Here is a 22,664-nt window from a genome sequence, read left to right as displayed (position 1 = left end):
CATACAACCTCTTGATGTCACCTTCATACCACATGCGACTGATTATCACATGCATTAGGTACGATCTTCCCAGTCAGGCCACGGGTGGAACCAGCTTTGGTCCCATTTCGGCGACTTGTTGAGAGCCGTTCGCAATTGGAACGGGCCAGTTGCCGAACCAAAGAACCAAAGTTCAGTTCTTGCGTAGCCAATGGGGTGGTCGAATATGGGACAAGCCGTCTTTCCAGCAAGCCTGCGCGCGGGGGTCGCGCATCGCGGGGATCCGTCCTCCAACATGGCGGGGAAGGACATCACCGGGATGAAGGTGTCGGCAGTGGCCGGCCTGATCGCGGTGGCGTCGTTCTCCAGCGCCGAGGCGCAGCAGGCGCCGCTGCCATCGGTGAACGTCGACGCCCCGGCGGCACGGGCCAGGCCGGCGGCGTCGCGGCCGACGGCCGACCAGGTGCGCGCCCGCAGCGCGATGCGCCGCGCCGCCCGCCAGCCGCAGCAGCAGCCGGCGCCAACCGGGCCGCAGACTCCGCCGGACGCCAATCCCTACGCGGACGCAGCCGCGCCCTATAAGGTCGACCGCGTCGCCTCCGGCAAGTTCACCGAGAAACTGGTCAACACGCCGAAGACCATCACCGTGATGAGCAAGGAGGTGATGGAGGACAAGCACATCACCACCCTGAAGGAGGTCGGGCGCTCGACCGCAGGCGTCACGCTCGGCTCCGGCGAGGGCGGCAACGCCTTCGGCGACCGCTTCTTCATCCGCGGCTTCGACGCGCGCAACGACATCTTCATCGACGGCATCCGCGATCCCGCCGTCTCGGTGCGCGAGAACTTCTTCACCGAGCAGGTCGAGATCCTGCGCGGCCCCGCCTCGGCCTATGCCGGACGCGGCACCGCCGGCGGCGCCATCAACATCATCACCAAGCAGGCCGGCGACCGCAATTTCTACAACGCGGAGTCGACGCTCGGCACCGACCAGACCAAGCGCGTGACGCTCGACGTCAACCAGACGATCTCGCCGACCTTCTCGGTGCGCACCGGCGGCCTGTTCCAGGACGCCAATGTCGCCGGCCGCGACCACGTCACCGACGATCGCTGGGGCGGCTTCATCTCGACGAAGTGGACGCCGAGCGATTCGCTGAAGGTCACGACCAACTACGTCCACACCGATCTCTCCGGCTATCCTGATTTCGGCGTGCCGTTCTACAAGCAGGGCAACATCCCGGCGACCTCGGCCGGCATCCCGCGCAACAATTGGTACGGCTTCCTCAACCGCGACTTCCAGGCGGCGCGGCAGGATTTCGGCACGCTGGCGGCCGAGCTCAAGCTCAGCGACAGCGTGACCTTCACCAGCAAGCTGCGCGGCGAGCATTCCGAGCTGAACTACATCGGCACCTTGCCCAATGCGAGCGTGGCCGGCACGGCAAGCGCCGATCCGACCAAATGGTTCTTCAACGCCAGTGCGCAAAGCCGCTATCAGACCGTCGACAACTGGACCAACCAGAACGACCTCACGCTCAAGTACGACACCGGCGCGATCAAGCACACGACGGTGATGGGCACGGAGTTCTCCAAGGAGAACATCTCGATCGACCGCTATGCGGGCCTGACCTCGGAGGCGTTCGGCTCGCAGGGCACCACCGGCGGCGGGTTGACGAACCAGAACATGTTCAGCCCGGGCTATACCAACCTGCCGTTCACGACGGTGCCATATCTGACCGGCAACCCGACGCGCTACGACGTCGACAGCAAGAGCGCCTATGTCATCGACACCGCGAACTGGCGCGACACCATCATCTTCACCGGCGGTCTGCGCTATGACGGCTACGCGATGCGCTCATCCAACAACACGGCGTCGGCGACGGTGGATTCCGACCTGATCAACTACAATCTCGGCCTGGTCTACAAGCCGCTGCCGATCGGCAGCCTCTATGCCGCCTATGCGACCTCGGCCAACCCGTTTGGCTCGGAGCTCGACGGCACCGCGACGGACTACGGCGGCATTCCGCCGAACAGCACCATCATCCTCGGGCCGGAGCGCAACAAGGGCGCCGAGATCGGCACCAAATGGGAGCTGTTCGACCGCCACCTGCTGGTGACCGGCGCGCTGTTCCAGACCGTCAAGGAGAATGCGCGCGAGACCGTCAACGGCCTGCTGACCTCCGGCGCTGCCTACCGGATCCAGGGCATCGACATCGAGGCCGAGGGCAAGATCACCGATCGCTGGAGCATCTTCGGCGGCCTCGTGCTGATGCAGTCGAAGGTCACCCAGAGCGGCGTCGCCGCCAACGCCGGCCTGCAACTCGCCAATATCGCGCACCAGTCGCTCAGCGTGCTGTCGAAATACAAGCTCGACAACGGCTGGGAGATCGGCGGCCAGGCGGTGTACCGCTCGAAGGTGTTCGGCGGCACGTTTGCGGCCAACACCGGCAACGAGCTGCCGAGCTACTGGCGCTTCGACGCCTTCATCGAGAAGCAGATCGACAAGAACTGGAGCATGAAGGTCTATGCCCAGAACCTCACCAACCAGCTCTATTACGACACCTTCTATCGCAGCAACGTGCCGTTCACGGCGGTCGCGCCGGGCCGCGCCTTCTACCTGATCACGACCGCGAAGTTCTAAAGCCGCGCCGCGATCCGGATCAGGCAACAATGTCGCCGGATTCCCGCCGCATCTGCCGGTGCGGCGGGAGAGACCAGGGGACCATATCCATCGAAGCAGAGGACCAAACGCAGCGTTGAAACCGGAAGAGCGGCAGAAAGACGTGTTTGCTCTCCCATCCGTAATTGAATGACGGGGATCAGCTCAACCAGGAGGTTTCAAGTGTTGCCGTGACGCGACACCCTGCGAGCAATTGTCATTTTCAGAAATGGATGGAAACTTTTCGCATTCCGGCCACGAGCGGAACCAGCTTTGGACCGCTTTCCCCCTCTTCTTGACTTGCATTCGCAACAGGCTCGCGCCCGTTGCGTGCGTTCAAACGAACCCAAGTCAAGTTTTGCGTAACGAATGGGGTGGTCGAGTATGGGTAAGGCAATCTTTCCAAGGAGCTTGCGTGGGGCAAGCGGGCAGGAATGGGAGTCATCTCCCGAGATTTCAGGTGTGAAGGTCTCGGCGGTCGCAAGCCTGATTGCGGTCGCATCCTTCTCCAGTGCCGAAGCCCAGCAGGCGCCGCTGCCTTCCGTCAACGTCGAAGCCCCCGTGGCGCGCCCGAAGCCGGCCGCCTCGCGCCCGACCGCCGACCAGATCCGCGCCCGCGACGCCATGCGCCGCGCCGCCCGTCAGCAACAGCAGCAGCAGGCTGCCGCGCCCAAGAGCAACCTGCCGCCCGACCGCAACCCCTATTCCAGCGCCGTCTCGGACTACAAGGGCGAGCGGCTGCAGGCCTCCGGCAAGTTCCCGGAGAAGCTGCTCAACACGCCGAAGACCGTGACGGTCCTCAGCAAGGAGATCCTGGCGGACAAGAACTCCACCAGCCTCAAATCCGCCGTGCTCTCCACCGCCGGCGTGACGCTCGGCACCGGTGAAGGCGGCAACGCCTTCGGCGACCGCTTCTTCATCCGCGGCTTCGACGCCCGCAACGACGTCTTCATCGACGGCGTGCGTGACGCCGGCGTCTCGGTGCGCGAGAACTTCTTCACCGAGCAGGTCGAGATCCTGCGCGGCCCGAACTCCTCCTTCGCCGGCCGCGGCACCACCGGCGGCGCGATCAACATCGTGACCAAGCAGGCCACGACCGAAAACAGCTTCTACAACATGGACACGACGCTCGGCACCGACCGCACCAAGCGCGTGGTGATCGACGTCAACCAGAAGGTCACGCCGACCTTCGCCGCACGCGTCGGCGGCCTGTTCCAGGATGCCGGCGTCGCCGGACGCGACTACGTCACCGACAACCGCAATGGCGGCTTCATCGCCACCAAGTGGACGCCGCTGGACACCGTGACCCTGGCGGCCAACTACATCCACAACGAGGTGACCGGCCGTCCTGACTTCGGCGTGCCGTATTACCGGCCGAGCACGCTCACGGCCGGTGCGCCGTTCCCCGAGGTCGGCGCACCGCGCAACAACTGGTACGGCTTCGTCAATCGCGACTTCTCGCGCGTCGGACAGGACATCGGCTCGTTCAATGCCGAGGTGAAGATCACGCCGGACCTGACGATCTCGGACAAGGTCCGGGTGTCGCGCTCGACGTTGAACTACATCGGCACGCTGCCGGAAGGCCCGACCATCACCAACCCGCTGTCGAACTCGACCATCCGGGCCAATCCCCAGAGCCGCTTCCAGCAGACCGACGTGCTCGCCAACCAGCTCGAGGCGACTTACAAGTTCGACACCGGCGCCTTCAGGCACACCTTGCTCGCCGGCTTCGAGGTCTCGCAGGAAAAGGCGCTGATCAACAGCTACACGGGCCTGACCTCCGAGCAGCAGGGCCTGCCGTTCGCAGGCAGCGGTTCGCTGTCGGGCGTGAGCATCTTCAACCCGCAGTTCACCAACCTGCCGTTCGGCATTCCTTCGCTGGGCCGGTTCCCGACCAACGTGAAGATCGACTCGGCGAGCGTCTACGCGCTCGACAGCGTCAACTATCGCGACCTCGTCATTCTCAATGGTGGCGTCCGCTACGACAAGTACGACGTCCGCGTCGACGGCTTCGGCACGGTCAACGGCGTCGCCAATACGCCGGGCTCGACGGCGGCCTCGAGCGGCATGCCGAACTTCAATGTCGGCATCACGCTGAAGCCGGTGCCCTACGCCAGCTTCTATGCCGCCTACGCCACCTCGTCGAACCCGGTCGGCGCCGAGTTCGACGGCCTCAGCCCGCAATATGGCGGCCTGTCGGCGGTCACCAATGGCGGCGCGAACCAGATCTTCGGACCGGAGAAGAACACCTCGATCGAGATCGGCACAAAATGGGAGCTGCTCGACAACCGCCTGCTGGTCACGGCGGCGCTGTTCCAGACCGAGAAGGAGAATGCCCGCGAGTCGCGCAACATCACCAGCGCGGCTCAGGCCACGGCGGACTGCCCGTATCCGGCAGGCACCATCGGCGCAGTGCCCTGTCTCTCGGCCGGTGCCGCCTACCGTATCCGCGGCATCGACCTGCAGGCGGGCGGCAAGCTGACCGACAAATGGAGCATCTTCGGCGGCGTCGTGCTGATGCAGTCGGAGGTGACCAAGTCGAACATTCCGCCGGCCAACACGGCGCTGTTCTCCAGCAATGTCGGCCTCCAGCTCGCCAACACAGCGCACCAGTCGTTCAGCCTGCTGACCAAGTACCAGCTCAACGACACCTGGGAGATCGGCGGGCAAGCCGTTTACCGCTCGAAGATCTTCGGCGGTACCTGGCTCGCGGCGAACCAGGGTACGGAGTTGCCGAGCTACTGGCGCTTCGATGCGTTTGCTGAAGCCAAGATCGACAAGAACTGGACGGCGAAGGTGTTTGTTGCCAACATCTTCGACAAGCTCTACTACGACGCTCTCTACCAGAGTGCCACGCCGTTCGTGCTCGTCGGTCCGGGAAGAAGCGCATCGATCGTCCTGTCGGGACGGTTCTGATCGCCTGACGATCCAAGCCGGGGGCACACATCAAGTGATGAGTTCATGCTGATCTGTGTCCCCGGAATCTTGAGCAAGGACGATGTGGCGGAATTCCGCCGCATCATGGACTCCAGCGACTGGGAGGACGGCCGCTCGACCGCCGGCGCCCAGTCGGCCATGGTCAAGCGCAACGAGCAGTTGCCGCCCGACAGCGAGGTGGCACGCAAGCTCGGCCACCGCATCATTTCGGCGATGACCGCCAATCCGCGCTTTCTTGCCGCCGCCATCCCGCAGCAGATCTTTCCGCCGCTGTTCAACCGCTACAGCGCAGAGTCGGGCCACCATTTCGGCATCCACGTCGACAATGCCGTGCGCGGCGACAAGCTGACGGGCTTGCGCATCCGTACCGACCTGTCGGTCACGCTGTTTCTCTCCGAGCCCGAGGACTATGACGGCGGCGAGCTGGTCATCGAGGATCTCTACGGCTCGCACGAGGTGAAGCTGCCGGCCGGAGATCTCGTGCTGTACCCAGCCTCGAGCCTGCACATGGTCACGCCGGTGACGCGCGGCGTTCGAGTCGCCTCGTTCTTCTGGCTGCAGAGCATGATCCGCGATCCGCTGGCGCGCAGCATGATCTTCGATCTCGACACGACGATTCAGGGATTGTCGCAGCGGATGGGCCGTGACGATCCGGAGATGGTGCGGCTGACCGGTCTCTATCACAACCTGATCCGCTACTGGGCCGAGACCTGAAGCGTCGGCCGCGGCCGACGCCTCGCGACGTGCCCCCACCAGAGCTTCCCGGTTCCTGTTTTTCCCGTGCGCTCCATCATCGAGCTATCGCCCTGGATCGCCGGCTGATGTCGGCCACCCGTGAGCCGGGTTTCACGAGATGCGACCCGGCCGCTCGGCGATTTGCCTCCATTGAACATCGTCCGCAAGGCGTGCGCTTCGCGAACCTCTGTGAATGCAGGCGGAGACGATAATCCTGGAGAACGACCAACGTATCGCGTGCTGATTCGCATCTCATCGAATCTCAGTCGTGCTCAGGCGACATCCCTGATCGAGACGACGCGTGATGCGACCTGCGCAAGGTCGAGCCCGGTCGCGAGGCGGCGCCCGCTAATTAGAATTGATGGAAGTCGGAACGGCGGCAATTGCATGACGGATGGCCGCATCGGCGGCGCGCGGCGCGCACTGCGTCGTTTCACCTCAGGACTTTCAGGCAGTTAGGACGTGAACGGCGAATCCGAGAGACCATGCGCAGCTCGCATGATTCGGTTTTACGTACGGCATCGCACTCATGAGCTTGATTGCCGACATTGATGTTCCCGGTTTGAGTCAACGCCTCGTCTCAAAACAGCCCGGTTACGACTAGAAACATTACAGGTAAGTTAACTACTAAGGGGTGTGCAGCAACATGTTCAGGATCGTTCTTCATGTAGGAGCGGTGATCGCAGCCGTTTCGGTCGGCGCCATGGCGCACGCCGAGCAGCCGGCCACCTCGCCGAGACCTGGCCAGGCTGCTACTGCGCCGCAGACCACAGCGACGACTCCCGCGAGCGCAGCCGCAACGAAAGCGGCGCAGACTCCGACTGCAGCGACCACCACGCCGGCTCCAGCGGCCGCGCCCGTCAATGCCGCCGCCGCGACGGCTGCACCGGCGGCCTCACAACATGCGGCTCCAGCCCAGAGCGCGGCGCCAAAGCCGATGACCACCGGACAGGCCGGGTCCGTGGCCCAGACCACGGCCGCACCGCAGACTGCGGCCGCTGCCCCCGCGGCCACTCCGCCATCGCCGGCGGCCAATGCAGCGGCCGCGACAGGCGCGACGTCGCAGCCTGCACCGGCAGCAGCTGCAACGACGCCACCGGCCATGACCACGGGCCAGGCGCCGAGCACGGCCGCCAGCGAAACGCCAGCGCCGACCGCAACCGAAGCCGTCACTGATGCAGCCGCGGCCGACAAGGCGAAGGATCCGGCAGAGAAGCCGGCCCAGTCCGCTTCACCAGGCGGCGCACAGGCGGCCTCTCACGTGCCGCACGATCTGTCGCCGTGGTCGATGTTCCTCGCTGCCGACATCCTGGTGAAGTCGGTGATGATGGGCCTTGCTCTCGCGTCGCTTGCGACCTGGACCGTGCTGATCGCCAAGACCATCGAGTTCGGCATGCTGCGCCGGCGGCTGACCGGCGCACTGCGCAAGGTGGACGATGTGCGCTGGCTGTCGGAAGCCAAGCTGGCTCTCGGTTCGCGCCAGAGCGTGCTGACGACGCTGATCGATGCGGCCATGCACGAGATCCGGATGTCGTCCGAGCTGCCGCCGCATGGCGTCAACGAGCGCGCTGCGTCGAGCTTCGCCGAGATCGTGCGCGCCGAAGGCCGACGTTGCCGCACCGGCATGGGCCTGCTCGCCACGATCGGCTCGATCTCGCCCTTCGTCGGCCTGTTCGGCACGGTCTGGGGCATCATGAACAGCTTCATCGGCATCTCGAAGTCGCAGACCACGAACCTCGCCGTCGTGGCACCGGGCATCGCCGAGGCGCTGCTCGCCACCGCGATCGGCCTCGTCGCCGCGATTCCCGCCGTGATCATCTACAATCACTTCACCCGCGTGACCAAGGGATACATGGAGCTGGTGAACCGTTCCTCCGGCGCCACTGCCCGCATGTTGTCACGCGATCTCGATCGCGGCCAGAGCCACCACACCCCGCACGGCCGCAGCTTCGAGCCGATCCACGTCCACTCTGCGCCTCCGATGGCGCTGGCAGCGGAGTAAGCCCATGGCCGTCTCCCTCTCGGAAGCCGATGGCGACGACGATCTCGGTGAGTCCAGCGACATCAACGTCACGCCGTTCATCGATGTCATCCTGGTGCTGCTGATCATCTTCATGGTGGCGGCACCGCTCTCGACGGTCGACGTGCCGGTCGATCTTCCGACCTCGACCGCCTCGCCCCAGAAGAAGCCGGACAAGCCGATCTATGTCAGCATCAAGCCGGATCTCACGCTGTTCGTCGGCGAGGAGCAGGTGAAACGAGCGAACCTCGTCAGCACGCTCGAGCACATTCCCGAGGCCGCCAAGGACAAGTTCGTCTTTCTGCGTGCCGACCGGGGCGTGGCCTATGGCGAGCTGATGGACGTGATGGAGCTGCTGCGGACAGGCGGCTATCCGAAGATCAAGCTCGTCACGGTCGAAGGCGTCTCACAGGCGGCCGCACAGGCTGCGCATTGAAACCAGTGAAACGACGGAAGTGAAGAATGGTCGAGCACAAGTATCAAGGAGCGACCCGCCGCTTGTGGATCTCAGCCGCGATCGGGGCGGTGATGTTGCACGGTGGCGGAGCCGCGCTCGCAGTGGTTCATCTCAGCGGCAATGATGCCGAAGGCGGCCTCGGCGCCGCCGGCGCCGAGTTCGCACTCGAGATGGCCTCGCCCCAGGTGGAGGACAACGATCTTCCTCCCGGCCCCGACAGCGATGCGGCCGAAGCGGCGCCCGAGCAGATGCAGCAGACCGCCGAGGTCCAGGAGGCCGACGCCGTCAAGGACAAGCCGACCGAGAGCGAGGACGAGGCCGATCGGGTCGTCACCATGAACGAGCCGAAGAAGCCCGAGAAGGAGGAGCAGCAGCAGGCGGCCCAGCAGGCAGAGGCCTCGGTCGCGTCCGCTGCGCAGCAGGAATCGGCGCGCAAGGCCCTGGACGAAGCCGCGCCGCCCGCCGAGACGGCCAAGGCGCCCAATGTCGGCCTCGGCAAGGACAAGCAGAGGCTGACCGACAATTGGGGCCGCAAGATCAGCGCCTATTTCGAGCTCCACAAGCGCTATCCGGAAGGAAAGAAGCACAACGGCACGGTCAAGGTCGCCCTGGTGCTGAGCCGGGCCGGCAAGGTCATGTCGGCGTCCGTGATGCAGTCGTGCGGAGACCCGATGTTCGACGACGCGGCGCTGTCGATGATCCGTCGCTCCGATCCGGTGCCGGCGCCGCCCTCCGGTCTGACCGACGATCAGTTCAGCTTCAGCCTCGACGTGAACTTCAACCAGAAGAAGTAGTCGCGCGTGCTTTAGCGCAATCTGCCGATCCGGCAGCGCTCGCGATCCCGCGAGCGCTGCCTTCTGCGTCCGGCCAGCCATGACGAGTCAGTGCGAGACATCTCCTTCTGGAAGGATCCGCAGGGCAGGACATATTCGTTACCAGATCGCTGCCGTGTTCACCTGATTCGAGACCCTCGCTGTCATCGTCCGCAGGCGGACGATCCAGTACGCCGTGACGCTGGATGCCCCGCTTCGCGAGGCATGACGGTGCTTGAGACGGTGAGAGCTCGGTCCCAACGCCACGGGATTGCCAGTTGGGGAAACGCTCGTCTTTAGTACTGCACCCGGGCGCCGACTTGAACGACGGTCGCCGACAGATCGTTTTCACGGAAGTTGGACCGGGTCGCTTCATGCCGGACGCTGGCGCGGAGCTGCAGCAGGCGGGAGAACTTGTAGAGCATGCCGACCTCGACGAGATAGCGGTTGTCGACCCGCGTCGTTCCCGTGAAAGCATCCTGGCCATATCCGGCCAGGAAGGTGCCGACGAGCCACGGCTCGAACTGGTGCTCGACACCGACGGTGACGTCACGCTTGAGCACGCCGGAGATACCGGGCTCGGTGATCTCGACGACCTGCGACTTGGCGCCGAACTGGACCGCCGTCTCCTTGGCGAACTGCCAGGTGAGATTGGCATCGGCAATGAAGCCGTTGACCGGCTTCAGCATCGGATCCTGGTAGCGGCGGGTGAGATAGCCGACGGCGACGTCACCTGTCAGCTTGTCGGCGTAGTTGAAGGTCACGCCTGCCTCGACGGCCGTGCCGGTCGAGTCGCGCCGGAGGCCTTCGGCATCGACGGCGATGTCGTGAACGCGGCGATCGACGGCGACGTCGACGAAAGGCCGGATCTCCGGCGTCAGATTGTAGATGATACGGCTCTGAGAGCCGTATTGGACGAAGTTGCGGTCCGCGTTGCTGACGATCTGGCCGTCGATGAGCGGCGCATTCTGAAACGCCACGCGGTCGATGGCCGCCTTGGTCGAGACCTCGACCTCCTCGAACCGTTTGGTGACGCCGGCCGAGCCGCCGACGGTCGAGGCCAGCGGAATCCTGGCGAACCGGCCGGCGAAGCGCGGCGTGCCGGGATCATCAGCATCGACGGCAACGTGGCCTTCGCCATTGAGCGCAAACGTATCGGTGATGTCGTAGCGCCCATTCACCTTGGCGTCGACGGTGGGCCTCGAGAGTTGCCGGAGCTTGGCATAGTCGATGTAGCCGACGCGCACATCGGCGTTGAGCAGATGCCGTTCGAACTGAGAGCGCACGAGGAGAACCGGTGCAACGCTGACGAACGCCGATCCCTTGCCTTGCGGCACACGTCCGGGATTGGTGTCGAAGCCTGAGGACATTTCGAACGCAGGCTTCAGGATGAAGTTTCCCACGGTGATGCCCTTGGGCTCGAAAGGGTCCTCCTCCATCATCGGCGGCACCTGAGGCTGCGGCTCCTGCGGCTTCTGTCCCCTGTTTACCGGCGGCAGCCGCATCTTCGGCTTGTCGGCGAGAACGGGCGGAATCGGCTGCGCATCCTGCCGCGGAATCGGCGGCAGATTGCGCGGCAGCACGCCGCGGGTCGCAGGCGGCGGACTGACGGCGAAGGCGAGCGCGTCGAGACAACGATTAGGAACGTTCGTCGTCGACAACCGGCCGGGCGTCGACAGACAGCCACCGACGAGGAGACCGGCGGACGGCGCGCCGAAGAAGCCGTTGCGGACAGGAGCCAGGCGTGGCGCGGGCTCGCGACGGGCAGCCTGGGGAAGCGCGCCGGCGCCAGGATCGATCGGCGATTTCGGCCGCGCCTGCGGACGCTCCTCCGGCTGCGTGGCCGCAGCCTTCGGCTCCGGCTCGTTGCCGCCGGGAGCAACGATCATTTGCGGAATGACCAGGGGACCATTGCCGTTCGCAGGCCTGGCGGGCTGCCGCTTGCGATTGGGCACCACCACGACGGGACCGCCGTCGAACGCTCCCGGATCCGCATAGGCCCTGGCCTGGGTGCCCTGAATTGCGGTCTGACCATAGCTGGGGGCAGCGTCGATCAGCAGCACGAGCAGCGCGGTGATCGCAACCGCGCCGTCCGGACGCGGCACGAGGCCATTTCCGTTGCGGCGTCTGGACTCGATCGTCACTCGTGCTGCCCGTCCCAAAAAGGCAAATCTCCCGTCAGGCTCTGTCCCCCGCGACGGATCACCACCGGCCAGCGTCGAGAGGACCGCGGCCTGCACGCGCAAACCGCCTTCGGTTGAATTCCGCACGCCCGATCCGCACGCCGTCTGACGCCAGGCAACGCAGAACAAGCGCGCCGGAAGCTGTCGCGTCAGGATCGGTCGAGACACGACGGGCATCCGGCCGCAGTTCGGCTACTCGACGACCAGGATGCCCTTGTTGCCCTGGTGGAAGTCGTCGAAGAATTCGTAGCGACCCGGCTTCTGCGCCTTGATCTTCACCACGCCCTCCATATTCGGCTTGATCACCGTTTCGAACTGCAAGGGCTCGCTCTCGAACTCGACCGGCGCGCCATCCAGATTCTTAACCTTGAACACGATCGGCGTGTCGGCCGGCGCCTTCAGCTCGGCCGGTTGAAACTTGTTGTCCTTCACCGAGATCTCGATCGTGGTCTCGGCCGCACTGGCCGGAAGCGCGAACGCCATCATCAACAGCGCGACGGCTCCTGCAGCCTGTACCTTCCCAAACAGCTTCATGATGTATGTCCTTGTCCCGAATTCACCCGCGCGTCGGATGCTTTCCCCACCCGTCGTTCTCGACGGGTCTCCAACGCCTCGTAGAACGACTTTAAAGTTCCGAATGCGGCAATTTGCCGTGTCGAAATTTGACAAACTCGCTGTGTGCGACAAAGCGCGCGTATTTGTTAGTCTCGTCTCCACGATGCGTGGTGAAGAGATCGCGCGCCATCGCGCGGCACACGTTGCGACCATCGAAAAACACGGAAATGAGCGGAATTTTCCGAGCGAATCGGTGTCACCGCTTCAAACGGATTCGTTCGCGTTGCAGCTGTGCTGATATGAAACACGGCGACAGATCACGGCTTGCGTGCGTGGCCTTGCGACGGCACCGACGAGACGCCAAACGCGGCGGGTTCGGGGCAACAACTTGACCGCATACTTCGTCATCCACGGCCGACGGCAGCTGTCCACGCCGCGCATCTGCACTCACGCGCGTGGTCGTGCTCAGCCCGGCGAACGTCCGCTCTCCGCACCGCTGACCGTCGTGGACGTGATGATCTCATCTTGGCGGAGGCCGATCGAAGCGGCTCGCGGCTCCACTCTCATAACCATGAGCACACACGAGCGATGCGCCCCGCCTTACCTGCCCACTCCGAGTCGTTTGTCGTGAATGCTCAAAGACCGCGGCATTCGCGCCGGACCGGCCGGCTTTGCTGCAGCGACCGGCGAGCTCGGACGCAGCGGCGGAAGATCCGGTACGACCGAGATGTTCTCGTCGCCGGCCGCCGGCTCGGGCTGGGACCTCGTTCTCGCGCTGACGACCGCGCGCGCTGCGGCCGGTGCCGTGCGTATGATTCCAGGCACCCGCTTGCGCCCCGTGAGCATCGCGCGGGCCAGGTTCTCCCGCTGCAGCACGCTCATCCACAGCGTCCCGATCACGTGCACCGCGATCAGGGCGATGATGGCATTGGACGACAGCGCATGCGCCTGCTCGATCCATCCGACGCCGAAGAACCGCACCGAGACCTGCATGACGCCGCTGATCGTCGAGACGATCAGGAGAGCAAGCATCACGACGAGCATCGCGGCCCCGGCCGGATTCAGTCCGAGATATCGTCCGGTCTCTCCGCGCAGCATGCCGAGGATGTATTGCGGCGCGGCCCTCAGCTTGAGACTGATCCGTGCGAACAGCGAGTGGCGGCTGCCGATCAGCCCCCAGATCAGCCTGAAGGCGAGCAGCCCAATCACGGCGTAGCCCGCCACCCGATGCAGCCGATCGAACGTGTTGGGCGTGACGCAGGCGACGAGCACGAAGCCGGCGAGGGCCCAGTGCCAGACGCGTAGCGGAAAGTCCCAGACGGCGACGGTGTCCGAACGTGGGAGCGCCGGCGTCTCGGACATGACGCTGCGGTGTGCCTGTCCTGCGTCACGCATGATCGTCAGATCACTTCGCGACCGTATGCTTCAGCGCGAGGTTCTCAGGGCTGTAGAACAGCTCGAACAGCTTGCCGCCCTTGACGCCGTAGACCTCGTAGCAGGTACCCTCGATCTTGGTCTGGCGGACCTCATAGCCGGCGGCCTTCGCCTTGGCCTCGGCTTCGGCCACCGTCTTCCACGACGCCTTGTCGAGCTTGGTGCAATCCTTGTAGCCGTCGGCGAGTGCAGCAGAGCCGGACGCGAGACCCGCCGCGAGTGCAACGACCATTATCTTGATGACCTTCATTATCTAAATCCTCCTCCAAGACTGCGCCACCGGGCGCCTCCAGCGCTCGATGCGCTCCCTACAAAGGGAGGGAGATTTCAACGAAACTTGGACGTCGTCGGCGGCCGCCGCCGGCCCTCATTGCGCACGCGCGCCGCAACTCGTTCCGCATGCAGCCGCATTGTGGCTGGCGCGCGGACTTAGCTGCGTTCAAGTTGAGATCGAACGATGTCGGCGGATCGCGGATCTTTTCTGACGGTGTAGGACGTGTGCGGTTCCCGGACATTGCAACTGATATTGATTCGCAAGCACCTATCAGCCCCGCGACGCGATGATCATGTTCCACTCGCGCTGGAGGCGTTGCGGCCGGTGCGTTCGGAATCACACTCCTGCCCGATTGGGGCTGTGACGAGGATGAGGCGACAAAGGAGCGGCGAGCCGCAGACTGCGACCTTAGGCCTCAGAAAAAATTTCGGCGCGGGTCGTCCATGGCGCATCGGATCGATGTTGGCGACGCGATTGACGACGCTGACGGCTGGCGCACGCGGCCGCGCGCCGCCAGACGCACATTCGTACGGACGGCGTCTCTCCCCCGAATGTCGCAGACGGCCTGATCTCAGCTGCAATCGATGCCGCTGAATGCGGCGGAATTGCTTCGACGCTATCGGCCGGCGCGCGCCGCTACAATGGTGCATGAGAATGAGAGACGCGCGACCGGCGCCCGCTTCGCCGCCTCACGGCGGCGCGCGGCACACACGATGAGCTCCGCGAAGAGAGGGCCGTCAGCGCGATCCGGATAGGACGCGGCTGATGAAGTCCGAGCTCTCCGGCGACTTCGTCATCTCCGGCGTCACCGCTGGCTGCAGCTGCAGCGGCTCGGGAGCCGCGGCCCGCTCCAGGATCCTGCGCCGCTCGTTGACGGGCCTGGTCGCGCGCGCCTGTTCCTCCGAGCCGCTCGGCTTGCCGACGGTGATCATGATCTTCTCGGAGACGACGGGAGGATCGAAATTGAGATGCTTGGTATCGCCCATCACCAGCTGCAGGGTATGCTTGCCAGGAGACAATTCGATCCGCGCCTCGGTCTCGCCGGCGGCATAGTGGATGTGCTTCTTGTCGCGCGGAATCGTCTCACCGGCCTGCATCGTCTCGTCGACGTCGACCAGAAGATGATGATGGCCGCTGCCGGCGAAATCGTCGCCCGCATGGGTGACACCCATGTTGCGCAACCCGAAGCGGACGACGAACGCTCCGCCGACGGTCTCGCCGTCCGCCGGCGAGATGAAGTAGACGCGGGCATCCTTCGGCGACTTCGTGCCCTTGGCCGACAGCAGCGTCGGTGCAAGCGCGAGCGACATGATCAGGATGAGACGAGATCGTCGAGACATGGTCCGCAACATTCAGATCCCCTATGACGACGACGCGACGCGGAAGCCCAGAGTCGGATGCCTGATGCGGCCGTCATAGCGATCGCGGCTTCCTGCCCGCGCATCGGCCGGACCGTTCTTCCACGACCCGGAGCGGATCACGCGGGCGTAGCTGCCCTCCTCGAGCCAGGCCGATCCGTCGGAAGGGGCACCCTTGTAGTTCTTGTGCCAATTGTCGGCGACCCATTGGCCGACGCCGCCGCCCATGTCGAACAGGCCGAACGGATTGGCCGGCGTGCTGCCGATCTTCGGCGGTTGATCCTGCTCCGCATCGCTGCTGCCGTTGCAGCCTCTGCAATTCGCCATGCCCGGACGCAGACGGTCGCCCCACCAATATCGGGTGCGCTGGCCGGCGCGCGCGGCATATTCCCATTCGGCTTCGGTCGGCAGGCGGAATGTCTTGCCCGTCGCCCTGGACAGCCAGGCGAGATAGGCCTGAGTGTCGTCATAGCTCACATTGGTGACCGGACGGTCGTCGGGCCCCGAGGCGATGTCGGGGCAGCTAGCCGCCGCCACGCAACTCTTCCACTCGCCGACCGACACGGGATGCTTGCCGAGCGCAAACGGCCGGATGCTGACCTGATGCGAAGGCTGCTCGGAATCGTCGTCGCCGCCCATTGCGAAGCTACCCCCGGCGACCGCGACCAGATCAGGCACGCGCAGCTTCGGCTCGGGTTCGGCTGCCGCCGCAGCCGCGGTTTCGGCGGACGATGGCGGCGCACGCTCCGTGGCCGTGGCCTGACGCGGCAGGACGAAGGAGCTTGGCGGCGAGCGCAGGCCGAGCTGAGCAGCTTCCGAGGGCGCGGACGTCGTCTCCAGCAGAATGCGGCGCGGCGACTGCGGCGGTGCGGCGGAGAGCGCCTCGCGCTGCGGTCCGGAGGATCCGGTCATGGCCGGCGGCGAGTGGATCAGCTGCTTGATCTCGCGCAGCGGCAGCAGCACGCCGACGAGAAAGACGATTCCCAGGATCAGGACGCCGATGGTGGCGCGGACCAGCCCCTTCCGAAGTCCCTCGGATCTGGCAAGCAGCGTGCGCAGCCACCCCTTCGGTTCGGTGCTCTCATGATCATCGTCGTGACGATCCTCGTCCCACCTGTCCGAGAACACGACCGCCGGCTCGGGCAGCGCGCGCGGACGCGCCGGCGGCACGATCGAGTGCGGCTCATGCGCGGCCCCGGCATCGGCATCTCCCGTCTCCCAGTCGGGCTCGAGCGACTGCTCGAGCGCGCCGCACATCATCAGCAGCAGCCCGCCTTCGCTCGTCCCCGTCCAGCGCTCCTGCACCTCGGGGCACTCGACCTGGTCCTCGACGCGAACGAAGCTCGGCGGGCGCATCGGACTGAGCGAGACCTCCACCGTGCGTCCGCAACGCCGGCAGGCGACCGCACGCGTCCCCTCGGGCAAGGTATCCTCGGCGAGCCTGGGTGCTCGCAGCCATTGCAACGCTGAACCTTCGCTCATGCCGTCCTCGTCTGCTGACGCTGCCAAGCCCTCTGCCGATTACTGACCCCAGCTGGCGAAGGCGTCCTTGAAGACCCGGTCGCCCTCGGTGCCCTTCTCGATCGACAGCAGCGCCCGGCTGCCGCCCTCGTAGACGATCGGGATGTCGAACCACTGCTTGCCCTTCAGCAGCATGAGGTTGCGCTTCGCATCCACGTCGTTGGCGGACAATGCGACCATGAAGTATTTCGGCGTCACTTTGGCGGTCTGGGTGACCAGCGCCGTGCCGCGCTCGGCCTCCTCGCCCTTCAGCCCGATGCCTCTCATGCTGGTCAGACCGGTCACGGCCTGATCGGCCCAATCGAATCTCAGCTCCATGACATGGCTCGCTGGCAGCTCCAGCTCGGCATTCCGCCGCAGCGAGACCGTGACCTTCGTACCGTTCTCGATATCGATCTCGCCCTTGATCGAAGGCGAGGCATCGAGCCGCGGTCCCTTGCTCTGCTCGATCGACCAGATGACCTTGCCGGCAAAGCGCTTGCCCTTCGGATCCTGCGGATCCTCATGGTAGAGATACGCCTTCGCCGGCGTGCTGACCGGCACGCTCATGCCGACCGTGGCATGCTCCTCGGCGGCAGCGGCAACCACCGGCTGGCCGTCCGGCATGATCCGCTCGGCGTTGACCTTGCGGGGGCCCTGCTCGTTCGGCAGAGCCGACGCCGCGGTCGCGCCGCTCAGCGAGACCTGAGCCCATTCGGAGGCGCGCTCCCAGGACACGGCCGCACCGACGATGGCGAGCAGTCCGGCCGCGGCAACGGCCATCACGCGACGGCTCGGCAGGCGCCGGCGCGGCAACGCACTGGCTTCTGCAGATTTGAAGGCCATCTCGACCAGTGACGGATGGATCTTGATTTCCTCCGCCGCAACGGCCGGAGGCGCCGGCGGTGCAGCGACAACGGCCGGCCTGGCCGGCTCTGCGCTGGTGGGCGGCACCTCGATCACTGCTGCCACCACCTTCTCTTCGACATCACGGTGCGGCATCTGCACCGGCTCGTCGACGAGCACCGTCGGCGCTTCGACGACGGGGCTGACGCGGGGCACGGCCTGATCGAGAGCTGCGACGGCAGGCGGCAGCTCCGGCGGTGCAGGCGGAGCGACGGCTTCGGGAGCTGGCGCACGCGGCGGCCGCCGGCGCAGCACCCGGATCTCCGGCGAGGAGACCGGCGACGACTTGATCGCGACGTTGCTCGCGGACGCGGGCGCGGATTTCGGCGGAGCCGTGCGGGCGGCCGATCGTTGCAGCGCCGGACGATCGCCTGTTGTGGCCGCGCCCATGGCGTCGTCGGCCCCGGAGCGGCGAGCCATCGACAGATATTTGGCGACGGTGGCAATCTCCTCCTCCAGCGTATGCGTCGCGCTCAGCGGCCGCGGCGGCGCCTGCCGCTTCGGCACCGGAGCAGGCCCGCGAGCCGTCCGCGGCGGCTCGGGGACCCGCGCTTCGGCTGGCCTGGCGGTGACCGGCCGCGGCGGAGCCGCGACCGAGGCCGCATCGACGGCAGCAGGACGCGGGCGGAGCTCGATGATGCGATCCGGGAACAGAATCTCGGCGAGATCGCGCAGCGAGGCATCGGGCAACAGCAGCCGGCGCAGCGCGGAGGGAATGCCGCGCCGGGACTTCGTTTCGCGACCGATGAGACGATCGCTGCGGCCGGCCTCGGCCTGCACCGCGTCGCGGCGTTCGTCGCTGACCAGAACCTTGCGGGCGCGCAGCATGGCCGTCAGCTCGCGCAGATCGGAGCGCGACGCATGATCGACGACGAGCAGATCGAAGGTGCCGATCCTCGCCGGAAGCAGCTCGGCGACGCGCCACGCAGGCATCACATGGCAGGGAATCTCCTCGAGCCAGCCGTCCAGAGATTTGCGCGCGGCGAAGCGAAGACGCCGCGCGGTCGGGCCGGAGCACGCCGAGGCCATCTTCTGCATCGTGTCCCTGAACCGCCTCAGCGACTGCCTGACCGCGCCACTGGCGTTCTGCGCGATGCCGAGCGACATGCGGGCGCTGATCACCACTTCGAACAGGGCAAGTGACCGCTTTTCCAGGCGCAGGCGCTGCGCGGCGAGATCGTGCAGCAGCTGTCGCTCCTCGGGACTTTCGATCCGCATCAGCACGGCCCAATTCCAGGCCGTCACCCATTCCGGGAGCTTTGCATCCTCGTCGGCATTTGCCGTCGGCACCGCCCGCAGCCGATCTGCCAGCTTCGGTGCGCCCGCGGCGATCGCCAGGCGGCACGCCGTCCTGATCAGTTCGTAGTCCGCGCGCGCGGCGCGGATCTCGTCGATCGAAGCCAGAATGGCGGTCCAGCCGACTTCGAGCTCGCGAGCGTCCGCCTCGGCGTCGCCAACCCGCGAGAGCACATCCGCCTGCACGACGGCAGCGAGCCCGCCCGCGCCGGCAAACAACTCTCCGAGATGCGCAAGCTCGACCAGCGGCCCGGAGACCCGCTTCATGATGCTCCGGATCGCCGCGCCGAACGCGGTCGGCCGCTGCACGTCGGCCAGCATCGCATTGACCTCGCTGTCCTGCATCGACAGCTTGCGGCAGGCATCCATGACGTTGCGGACCGCGAGCGCCGCAGTCACGATCGCCGCCTCGATGCCCTTGACGATGCGCTCGATATCGTCGAACGCCCGCGCCGATTCGAGCTGGATCGCCGGTGCGTCGATCTTCGTCGCAATCGACGTCCATCGCGAGCGGAGCCCATGCAGCTCATGGCGCCACAGCAAGAAACGCCCGATATACTGCCAGTCGGCCAGCGTCGACGGAGCAACCCCGTCCAGCGTGATCGCATCGACCGCAGCCTTGAGACCCCGCCGCGACGGCGAGAACCGCGCGAACGGCTTCTCGCCGGCCGCGAGCCGCTCGACGACGCGGATCGCGTCGCGCCTCGTGAACGCCTCGACCGGCGCCTGCACCTGCCGCTTGGCAAATTCGGTGCTCCGCGACAGCTGGAAGGAAGCGTCCCGCGCCCAGCCCACGACCTTGTCGAGGCCGACAGAACCATCGGCTCTTGGGGTTCCGAGCGGCGACAGCCGTGCCAGCCAGGGCTCGTCCGCAATGGCGCGATGACCGGCCACCAGCGCGTCGAGGTCGGCCGCCAGACGGTTGGTGGCATCGAGCCCGAAGGTCGCGATCGCGTCGAGCGCCAGATCCTCGTCGCGGCCGTCATCTGAAGCCGGGCCGGCCTGCTGTCGCAGCTCCTCATGCAGGCGCAGGATCGTTGCCGCATCCGGCAGCGCCGAGACCTCCGGCAAGTCGTCGTCGATGTGCTCGAGACGCTTTCCGAGGCGCAGCCGCGCCTCGCGTGCCTTGTCGACCGCCACGACCAGCGGGTCGGAGCCGGCGAGCAGCCGCTTCGGACGATCGGTGAACCAGCGATGCAGATCGTGCTCGCCGATCAGCCCCTCGAACAACTCGAATGGCAGCTCGGGCAAGCCGCCGGCGAGCCGCAGATTGCGCCTGACGATGTCGGCGATCTCATCGTCGAGCGAGGCGATCTGCGTCCGCTTCGAAATGATGTCACGCTCCAGCCGCCCGATCTGACCGACGTGATCGCGCAGGTTGGTGGTGTCGACGATCGACTGCAGCCGGCCGGCCAACGCTTCGGCTTTTCTCAGCACATCCTTGTCGGAGCCGGTCGAGCTGACGGTCAGCTCGCGGATGCCGGACGGCAGTCGCTGGTGCAGCAGAGAGAGCGCCGTCTCGTCCCTCGACACGACGAGGACGCGCGCACCGAGCGCGAGATGGTGACACACCACGTTGACGACCGCCGCGATCCGATCCTCGCGTGCGCCCGACTGCACCACCACGCCGTCGAGCCGGGTGAGCTCGCGCACGACCTCGGCGTCCTCCTCGGCAGCCGGCAAGGGAAAGAACAGATCGCCGTGCTCGACTGGCGCGGGTTTCGGAGCAGGCGCAATGTCGATCGGACCCCCGACGATGCTGGAGAGATGCCGGCGGGCGACTGCGGGCGCTCGTCCGTCGGGCTGCGTCAGCAGCGCGCTCACCGCCGTCGACAGACAGCACTCGCTTTGCGGCGCATGCTCGATGGCAGTCTTGAGGCATTCGATGTCGCGGAGCGCGAGGCTTTCCGGCCGCTGCCGCACCGAGATCACCCAGCGTCCGCTCGAGATCGCCGCTTCGGCGGCCTCCGCGCCTTCAGGAGTCCGCGACGGCCTATGGCCGAGGTGCACACCTACGGCGTCCAGGATCTGGTCGAGGCTGATTGGCATGAACGGCGACAGCTCGCCGCGCTCCTCCAGCGCATCGATCAGGCCCTCGGATTTGTCGCGCAAGGCAAGCGCGGCGTTGGGAGCGACTGCATCGAGGGCCTTGAGATTGACGGTTGCGCCGGCGAAGCGCGGACGCACCCTGACCTCGGGGTCGGGACGTTCGATGATCTCGATCTCGACCGAGCGCCCGAGCAGCGGAGCCTCGAATTCGCGCCCGCCATGCCGCCACGACGACAGCGCGATGCCCCAGCTGATCTCCGTGGCCCGATCGGCACCGGACCTCGCGGCCATGTCGCGCAACCGCTGATGGATCGCCATGGTGCGACGCCGGGTGCGCTCGGTGTCGGCCCAGGCGGTCCAGGCCCCATTGACGTAGCGCTCGATCCGCTGGACGAGGTCCGGGCGCAGCTCCAGGCGCAGCCGTCCGGTCCACGCACCGAGCGTGTTGGCTGGCGAGAAATCCTCGGGTCGCGCATGGCGCGCAAAGGTGAGGCGATTCTTCTCGATCTCGTCGACCGTGATCTGAATGCTCTCGCGCGGCGATGGACGCCGGTCCGGATCGGACGACAGCTCGACCCAGGCGTCGAGATCGGCATCGACGGCCGGCGGCTCGGTCGCAGCAAGCGCCTCGACGGCGAGCCACACCGGACCGTCGACGTCGAACGTGTTCAGCACGACTCCCGGCAGTCCCAGCAGCTCCTCCTGATCGAGCGACAGGCCATGATCATCGGCGAACGGATGATCCGGCTGCCGGTCGCCAGGAGATCCGCTGGAGCGAATGATTTCGGTCAGGCTGCCGAGGACGTCCTGCAGCGGCTCGGTGGACGCTCCCGTGCCGAGCTCCTCGCCGGCGTGCGTCTCCCAGGCAACCGGCGGCGCCTCGCTCTCCGCTGCGGAGGCCCCGAGAGCGCCGAGCAGCCTCATGCCATGATCGGATCCGATCGACGCGGTGCGGTCGAGCGCCTTCGCCTCATTCGGTCGTACGTGCACTGGATGGCTCATCGTGCAGATCCCCCTCTCAGCTGGGCCGCAACGCCGGCTCCGGCTCGGCGCGAGGCTGACCGACAAGGATGGCCCCGGCCGTGATCACGGCGCGCCGGGCGATCGGAGAGTGGGATCAGTCTGGACAAGCTTTCCTCGCTGCAACGTCGATGGAACATCCGACTCGTTGCGGAGGCGTATGGCGAAGGTAGGTCACATCAATGACCCGACAGGTAGATGAATGTGACGGTTCTCGGTCTCGCGGGGGAATCGGGAAAAAGTCCCGGATTAGTCGATGATCAAAAGCGTGCGTAAGGGACGGCTAGTCCTCGGCTTTTCGTCGAGCCGCCGAGGCGAGGCGCGCGCCCGGCGCCGCTCGCGCGCGAATACGGTAGAACATGTCTAAGAATACTTCTAACGCTCAAGAAGAAATATGCGGACGCCCGTTCGACACCCGATCTCCACGCCGCGGCAAGGCTCCGGCCCATGTCTTGCCCTGAACGTGCCGCGCATGCGGCCGGATTGCAAAGGATCG

The 22,664-nt window shown here is 65.9% G+C and carries 13 protein-coding genes; 6 read left to right on the top strand and 7 right to left on the bottom strand.

What is annotated here, in order from left to right:
• The first annotated feature begins 205 nt into the window (after nucleotides 1-205).
• The 6 genes from HL666_RS09490 to HL666_RS09465 all read left to right on the top strand — a co-directional run bounded on the left by HL666_RS09490 (nucleotide 206) and on the right by HL666_RS09465 (nucleotide 9,575).
• The gene (locus tag HL666_RS09490; RefSeq protein ID WP_172113162.1) at nucleotides 206-2,614 is read left to right on the top strand and encodes a TonB-dependent receptor; all 2,409 of its coding nucleotides are present in this window, start codon (nucleotides 206-208) and stop codon (nucleotides 2,612-2,614) included.
• A gap of 402 nt (nucleotides 2,615-3,016) precedes the next feature.
• Nucleotides 3,017-5,548, top strand: a complete 2,532-nt coding sequence (locus HL666_RS09485) for a TonB-dependent receptor (protein WP_172181109.1) — start codon at nucleotides 3,017-3,019, stop codon at nucleotides 5,546-5,548.
• Nucleotides 5,549-5,593: 45 nt separating this feature from the next.
• On the top strand, nucleotides 5,594-6,283 hold the full coding sequence (locus HL666_RS09480; protein WP_172113160.1) for a Fe2+-dependent dioxygenase: 690 nt from the start codon (nucleotides 5,594-5,596) through the stop codon (nucleotides 6,281-6,283).
• A gap of 667 nt (nucleotides 6,284-6,950) precedes the next feature.
• Entirely contained in the window at nucleotides 6,951-8,306 is a 1,356-nt protein-coding gene (exbB, locus tag HL666_RS09475) for a tonB-system energizer ExbB (protein WP_172181107.1), read from the top strand.
• 4 nt (nucleotides 8,307-8,310) lie between these two features.
• Nucleotides 8,311-8,760, top strand: a complete 450-nt coding sequence (exbD, locus tag HL666_RS09470) for a TonB system transport protein ExbD (RefSeq protein WP_172113158.1) — start codon at nucleotides 8,311-8,313, stop codon at nucleotides 8,758-8,760.
• 26 nt (nucleotides 8,761-8,786) lie between these two features.
• The gene (locus tag HL666_RS09465; RefSeq protein ID WP_172113157.1) at nucleotides 8,787-9,575 is read left to right on the top strand and encodes an energy transducer TonB; all 789 of its coding nucleotides are present in this window, start codon (nucleotides 8,787-8,789) and stop codon (nucleotides 9,573-9,575) included.
• Nucleotides 9,576-9,889: 314 nt separating this feature from the next.
• On the opposite strand, the gene HL666_RS09460 is transcribed toward HL666_RS09465, so the two are convergent.
• The 7 genes from HL666_RS09460 to HL666_RS09430 all read right to left on the bottom strand — a co-directional run bounded on the left by HL666_RS09460 (nucleotide 9,890) and on the right by HL666_RS09430 (nucleotide 22,150).
• On the bottom strand, nucleotides 9,890-11,698 hold the full coding sequence (locus HL666_RS09460) for an outer membrane beta-barrel protein (RefSeq protein ID WP_311975716.1): 1,809 nt from the start codon (nucleotides 11,696-11,698) through the stop codon (nucleotides 9,890-9,892).
• Nucleotides 11,699-11,968: 270 nt separating this feature from the next.
• Nucleotides 11,969-12,310, bottom strand: coding sequence for a cupredoxin domain-containing protein (locus HL666_RS09455; protein ID WP_172113156.1), 342 nt, complete (start codon nucleotides 12,308-12,310; stop codon nucleotides 11,969-11,971).
• A 621-nt stretch (nucleotides 12,311-12,931) separates the two neighbouring features.
• On the bottom strand, nucleotides 12,932-13,726 hold the full coding sequence (locus HL666_RS09450; RefSeq protein WP_172181105.1) for a cytochrome b/b6 domain-containing protein: 795 nt from the start codon (nucleotides 13,724-13,726) through the stop codon (nucleotides 12,932-12,934).
• Nucleotides 13,727-13,736: 10 nt separating this feature from the next.
• Nucleotides 13,737-14,015, bottom strand: coding sequence for a PepSY domain-containing protein (locus HL666_RS09445; protein WP_172113154.1), 279 nt, complete (start codon nucleotides 14,013-14,015; stop codon nucleotides 13,737-13,739).
• Nucleotides 14,016-14,776: 761 nt separating this feature from the next.
• On the bottom strand, nucleotides 14,777-15,391 hold the full coding sequence (locus HL666_RS09440; RefSeq protein ID WP_172113153.1) for a DUF4399 domain-containing protein: 615 nt from the start codon (nucleotides 15,389-15,391) through the stop codon (nucleotides 14,777-14,779).
• 9 nt (nucleotides 15,392-15,400) lie between these two features.
• Nucleotides 15,401-16,879 (bottom strand): formylglycine-generating enzyme family protein, encoded by a 1,479-nt coding sequence (locus HL666_RS09435; RefSeq protein ID WP_172181103.1) that lies wholly within the window; start codon nucleotides 16,877-16,879, stop codon nucleotides 15,401-15,403.
• A 39-nt stretch (nucleotides 16,880-16,918) separates the two neighbouring features.
• Nucleotides 16,919-22,150 (bottom strand): AAA family ATPase, encoded by a 5,232-nt coding sequence (locus HL666_RS09430; RefSeq protein WP_172181101.1) that lies wholly within the window; start codon nucleotides 22,148-22,150, stop codon nucleotides 16,919-16,921.
• Nucleotides 22,151-22,664: the final 514 nt, after the last annotated feature.

This window comes from Bradyrhizobium aeschynomenes, assembly GCF_013178945.1.
GTDB lineage: Bacteria > Pseudomonadota > Alphaproteobacteria > Rhizobiales > Xanthobacteraceae > Bradyrhizobium > Bradyrhizobium aeschynomenes.
Note: the sequence above shows the minus strand (reverse complement) of the source record. Positions and strands in the feature narration are given on the sequence as shown.

Coding starts and splice junctions, on each gene's coding strand:
- HL666_RS09490 (WP_172113162.1), top strand. CDS start 206: ATGGGACAAGCCGTCTTTCCAGCAAGCCTGCGCGCGGGGGTCGCGCAT.
- HL666_RS09485 (WP_172181109.1), top strand. CDS start 3,017: ATGGGTAAGGCAATCTTTCCAAGGAGCTTGCGTGGGGCAAGCGGGCAG.
- HL666_RS09480 (WP_172113160.1), top strand. CDS start 5,594: ATGCTGATCTGTGTCCCCGGAATCTTGAGCAAGGACGATGTGGCGGAA.
- exbB (WP_172181107.1), top strand. CDS start 6,951: ATGTTCAGGATCGTTCTTCATGTAGGAGCGGTGATCGCAGCCGTTTCG.
- exbD (WP_172113158.1), top strand. CDS start 8,311: ATGGCCGTCTCCCTCTCGGAAGCCGATGGCGACGACGATCTCGGTGAG.
- HL666_RS09465 (WP_172113157.1), top strand. CDS start 8,787: ATGGTCGAGCACAAGTATCAAGGAGCGACCCGCCGCTTGTGGATCTCA.
- HL666_RS09455 (WP_172113156.1), bottom strand. CDS start 12,310: ATGAAGCTGTTTGGGAAGGTACAGGCTGCAGGAGCCGTCGCGCTGTTG.
- HL666_RS09450 (WP_172181105.1), bottom strand. CDS start 13,726: ATGCGTGACGCAGGACAGGCACACCGCAGCGTCATGTCCGAGACGCCG.
- HL666_RS09445 (WP_172113154.1), bottom strand. CDS start 14,015: ATGAAGGTCATCAAGATAATGGTCGTTGCACTCGCGGCGGGTCTCGCG.
- HL666_RS09440 (WP_172113153.1), bottom strand. CDS start 15,391: ATGTTGCGGACCATGTCTCGACGATCTCGTCTCATCCTGATCATGTCG.
- HL666_RS09435 (WP_172181103.1), bottom strand. CDS start 16,879: ATGAGCGAAGGTTCAGCGTTGCAATGGCTGCGAGCACCCAGGCTCGCC.
- HL666_RS09430 (WP_172181101.1), bottom strand. CDS start 22,150: ATGAGCCATCCAGTGCACGTACGACCGAATGAGGCGAAGGCGCTCGAC.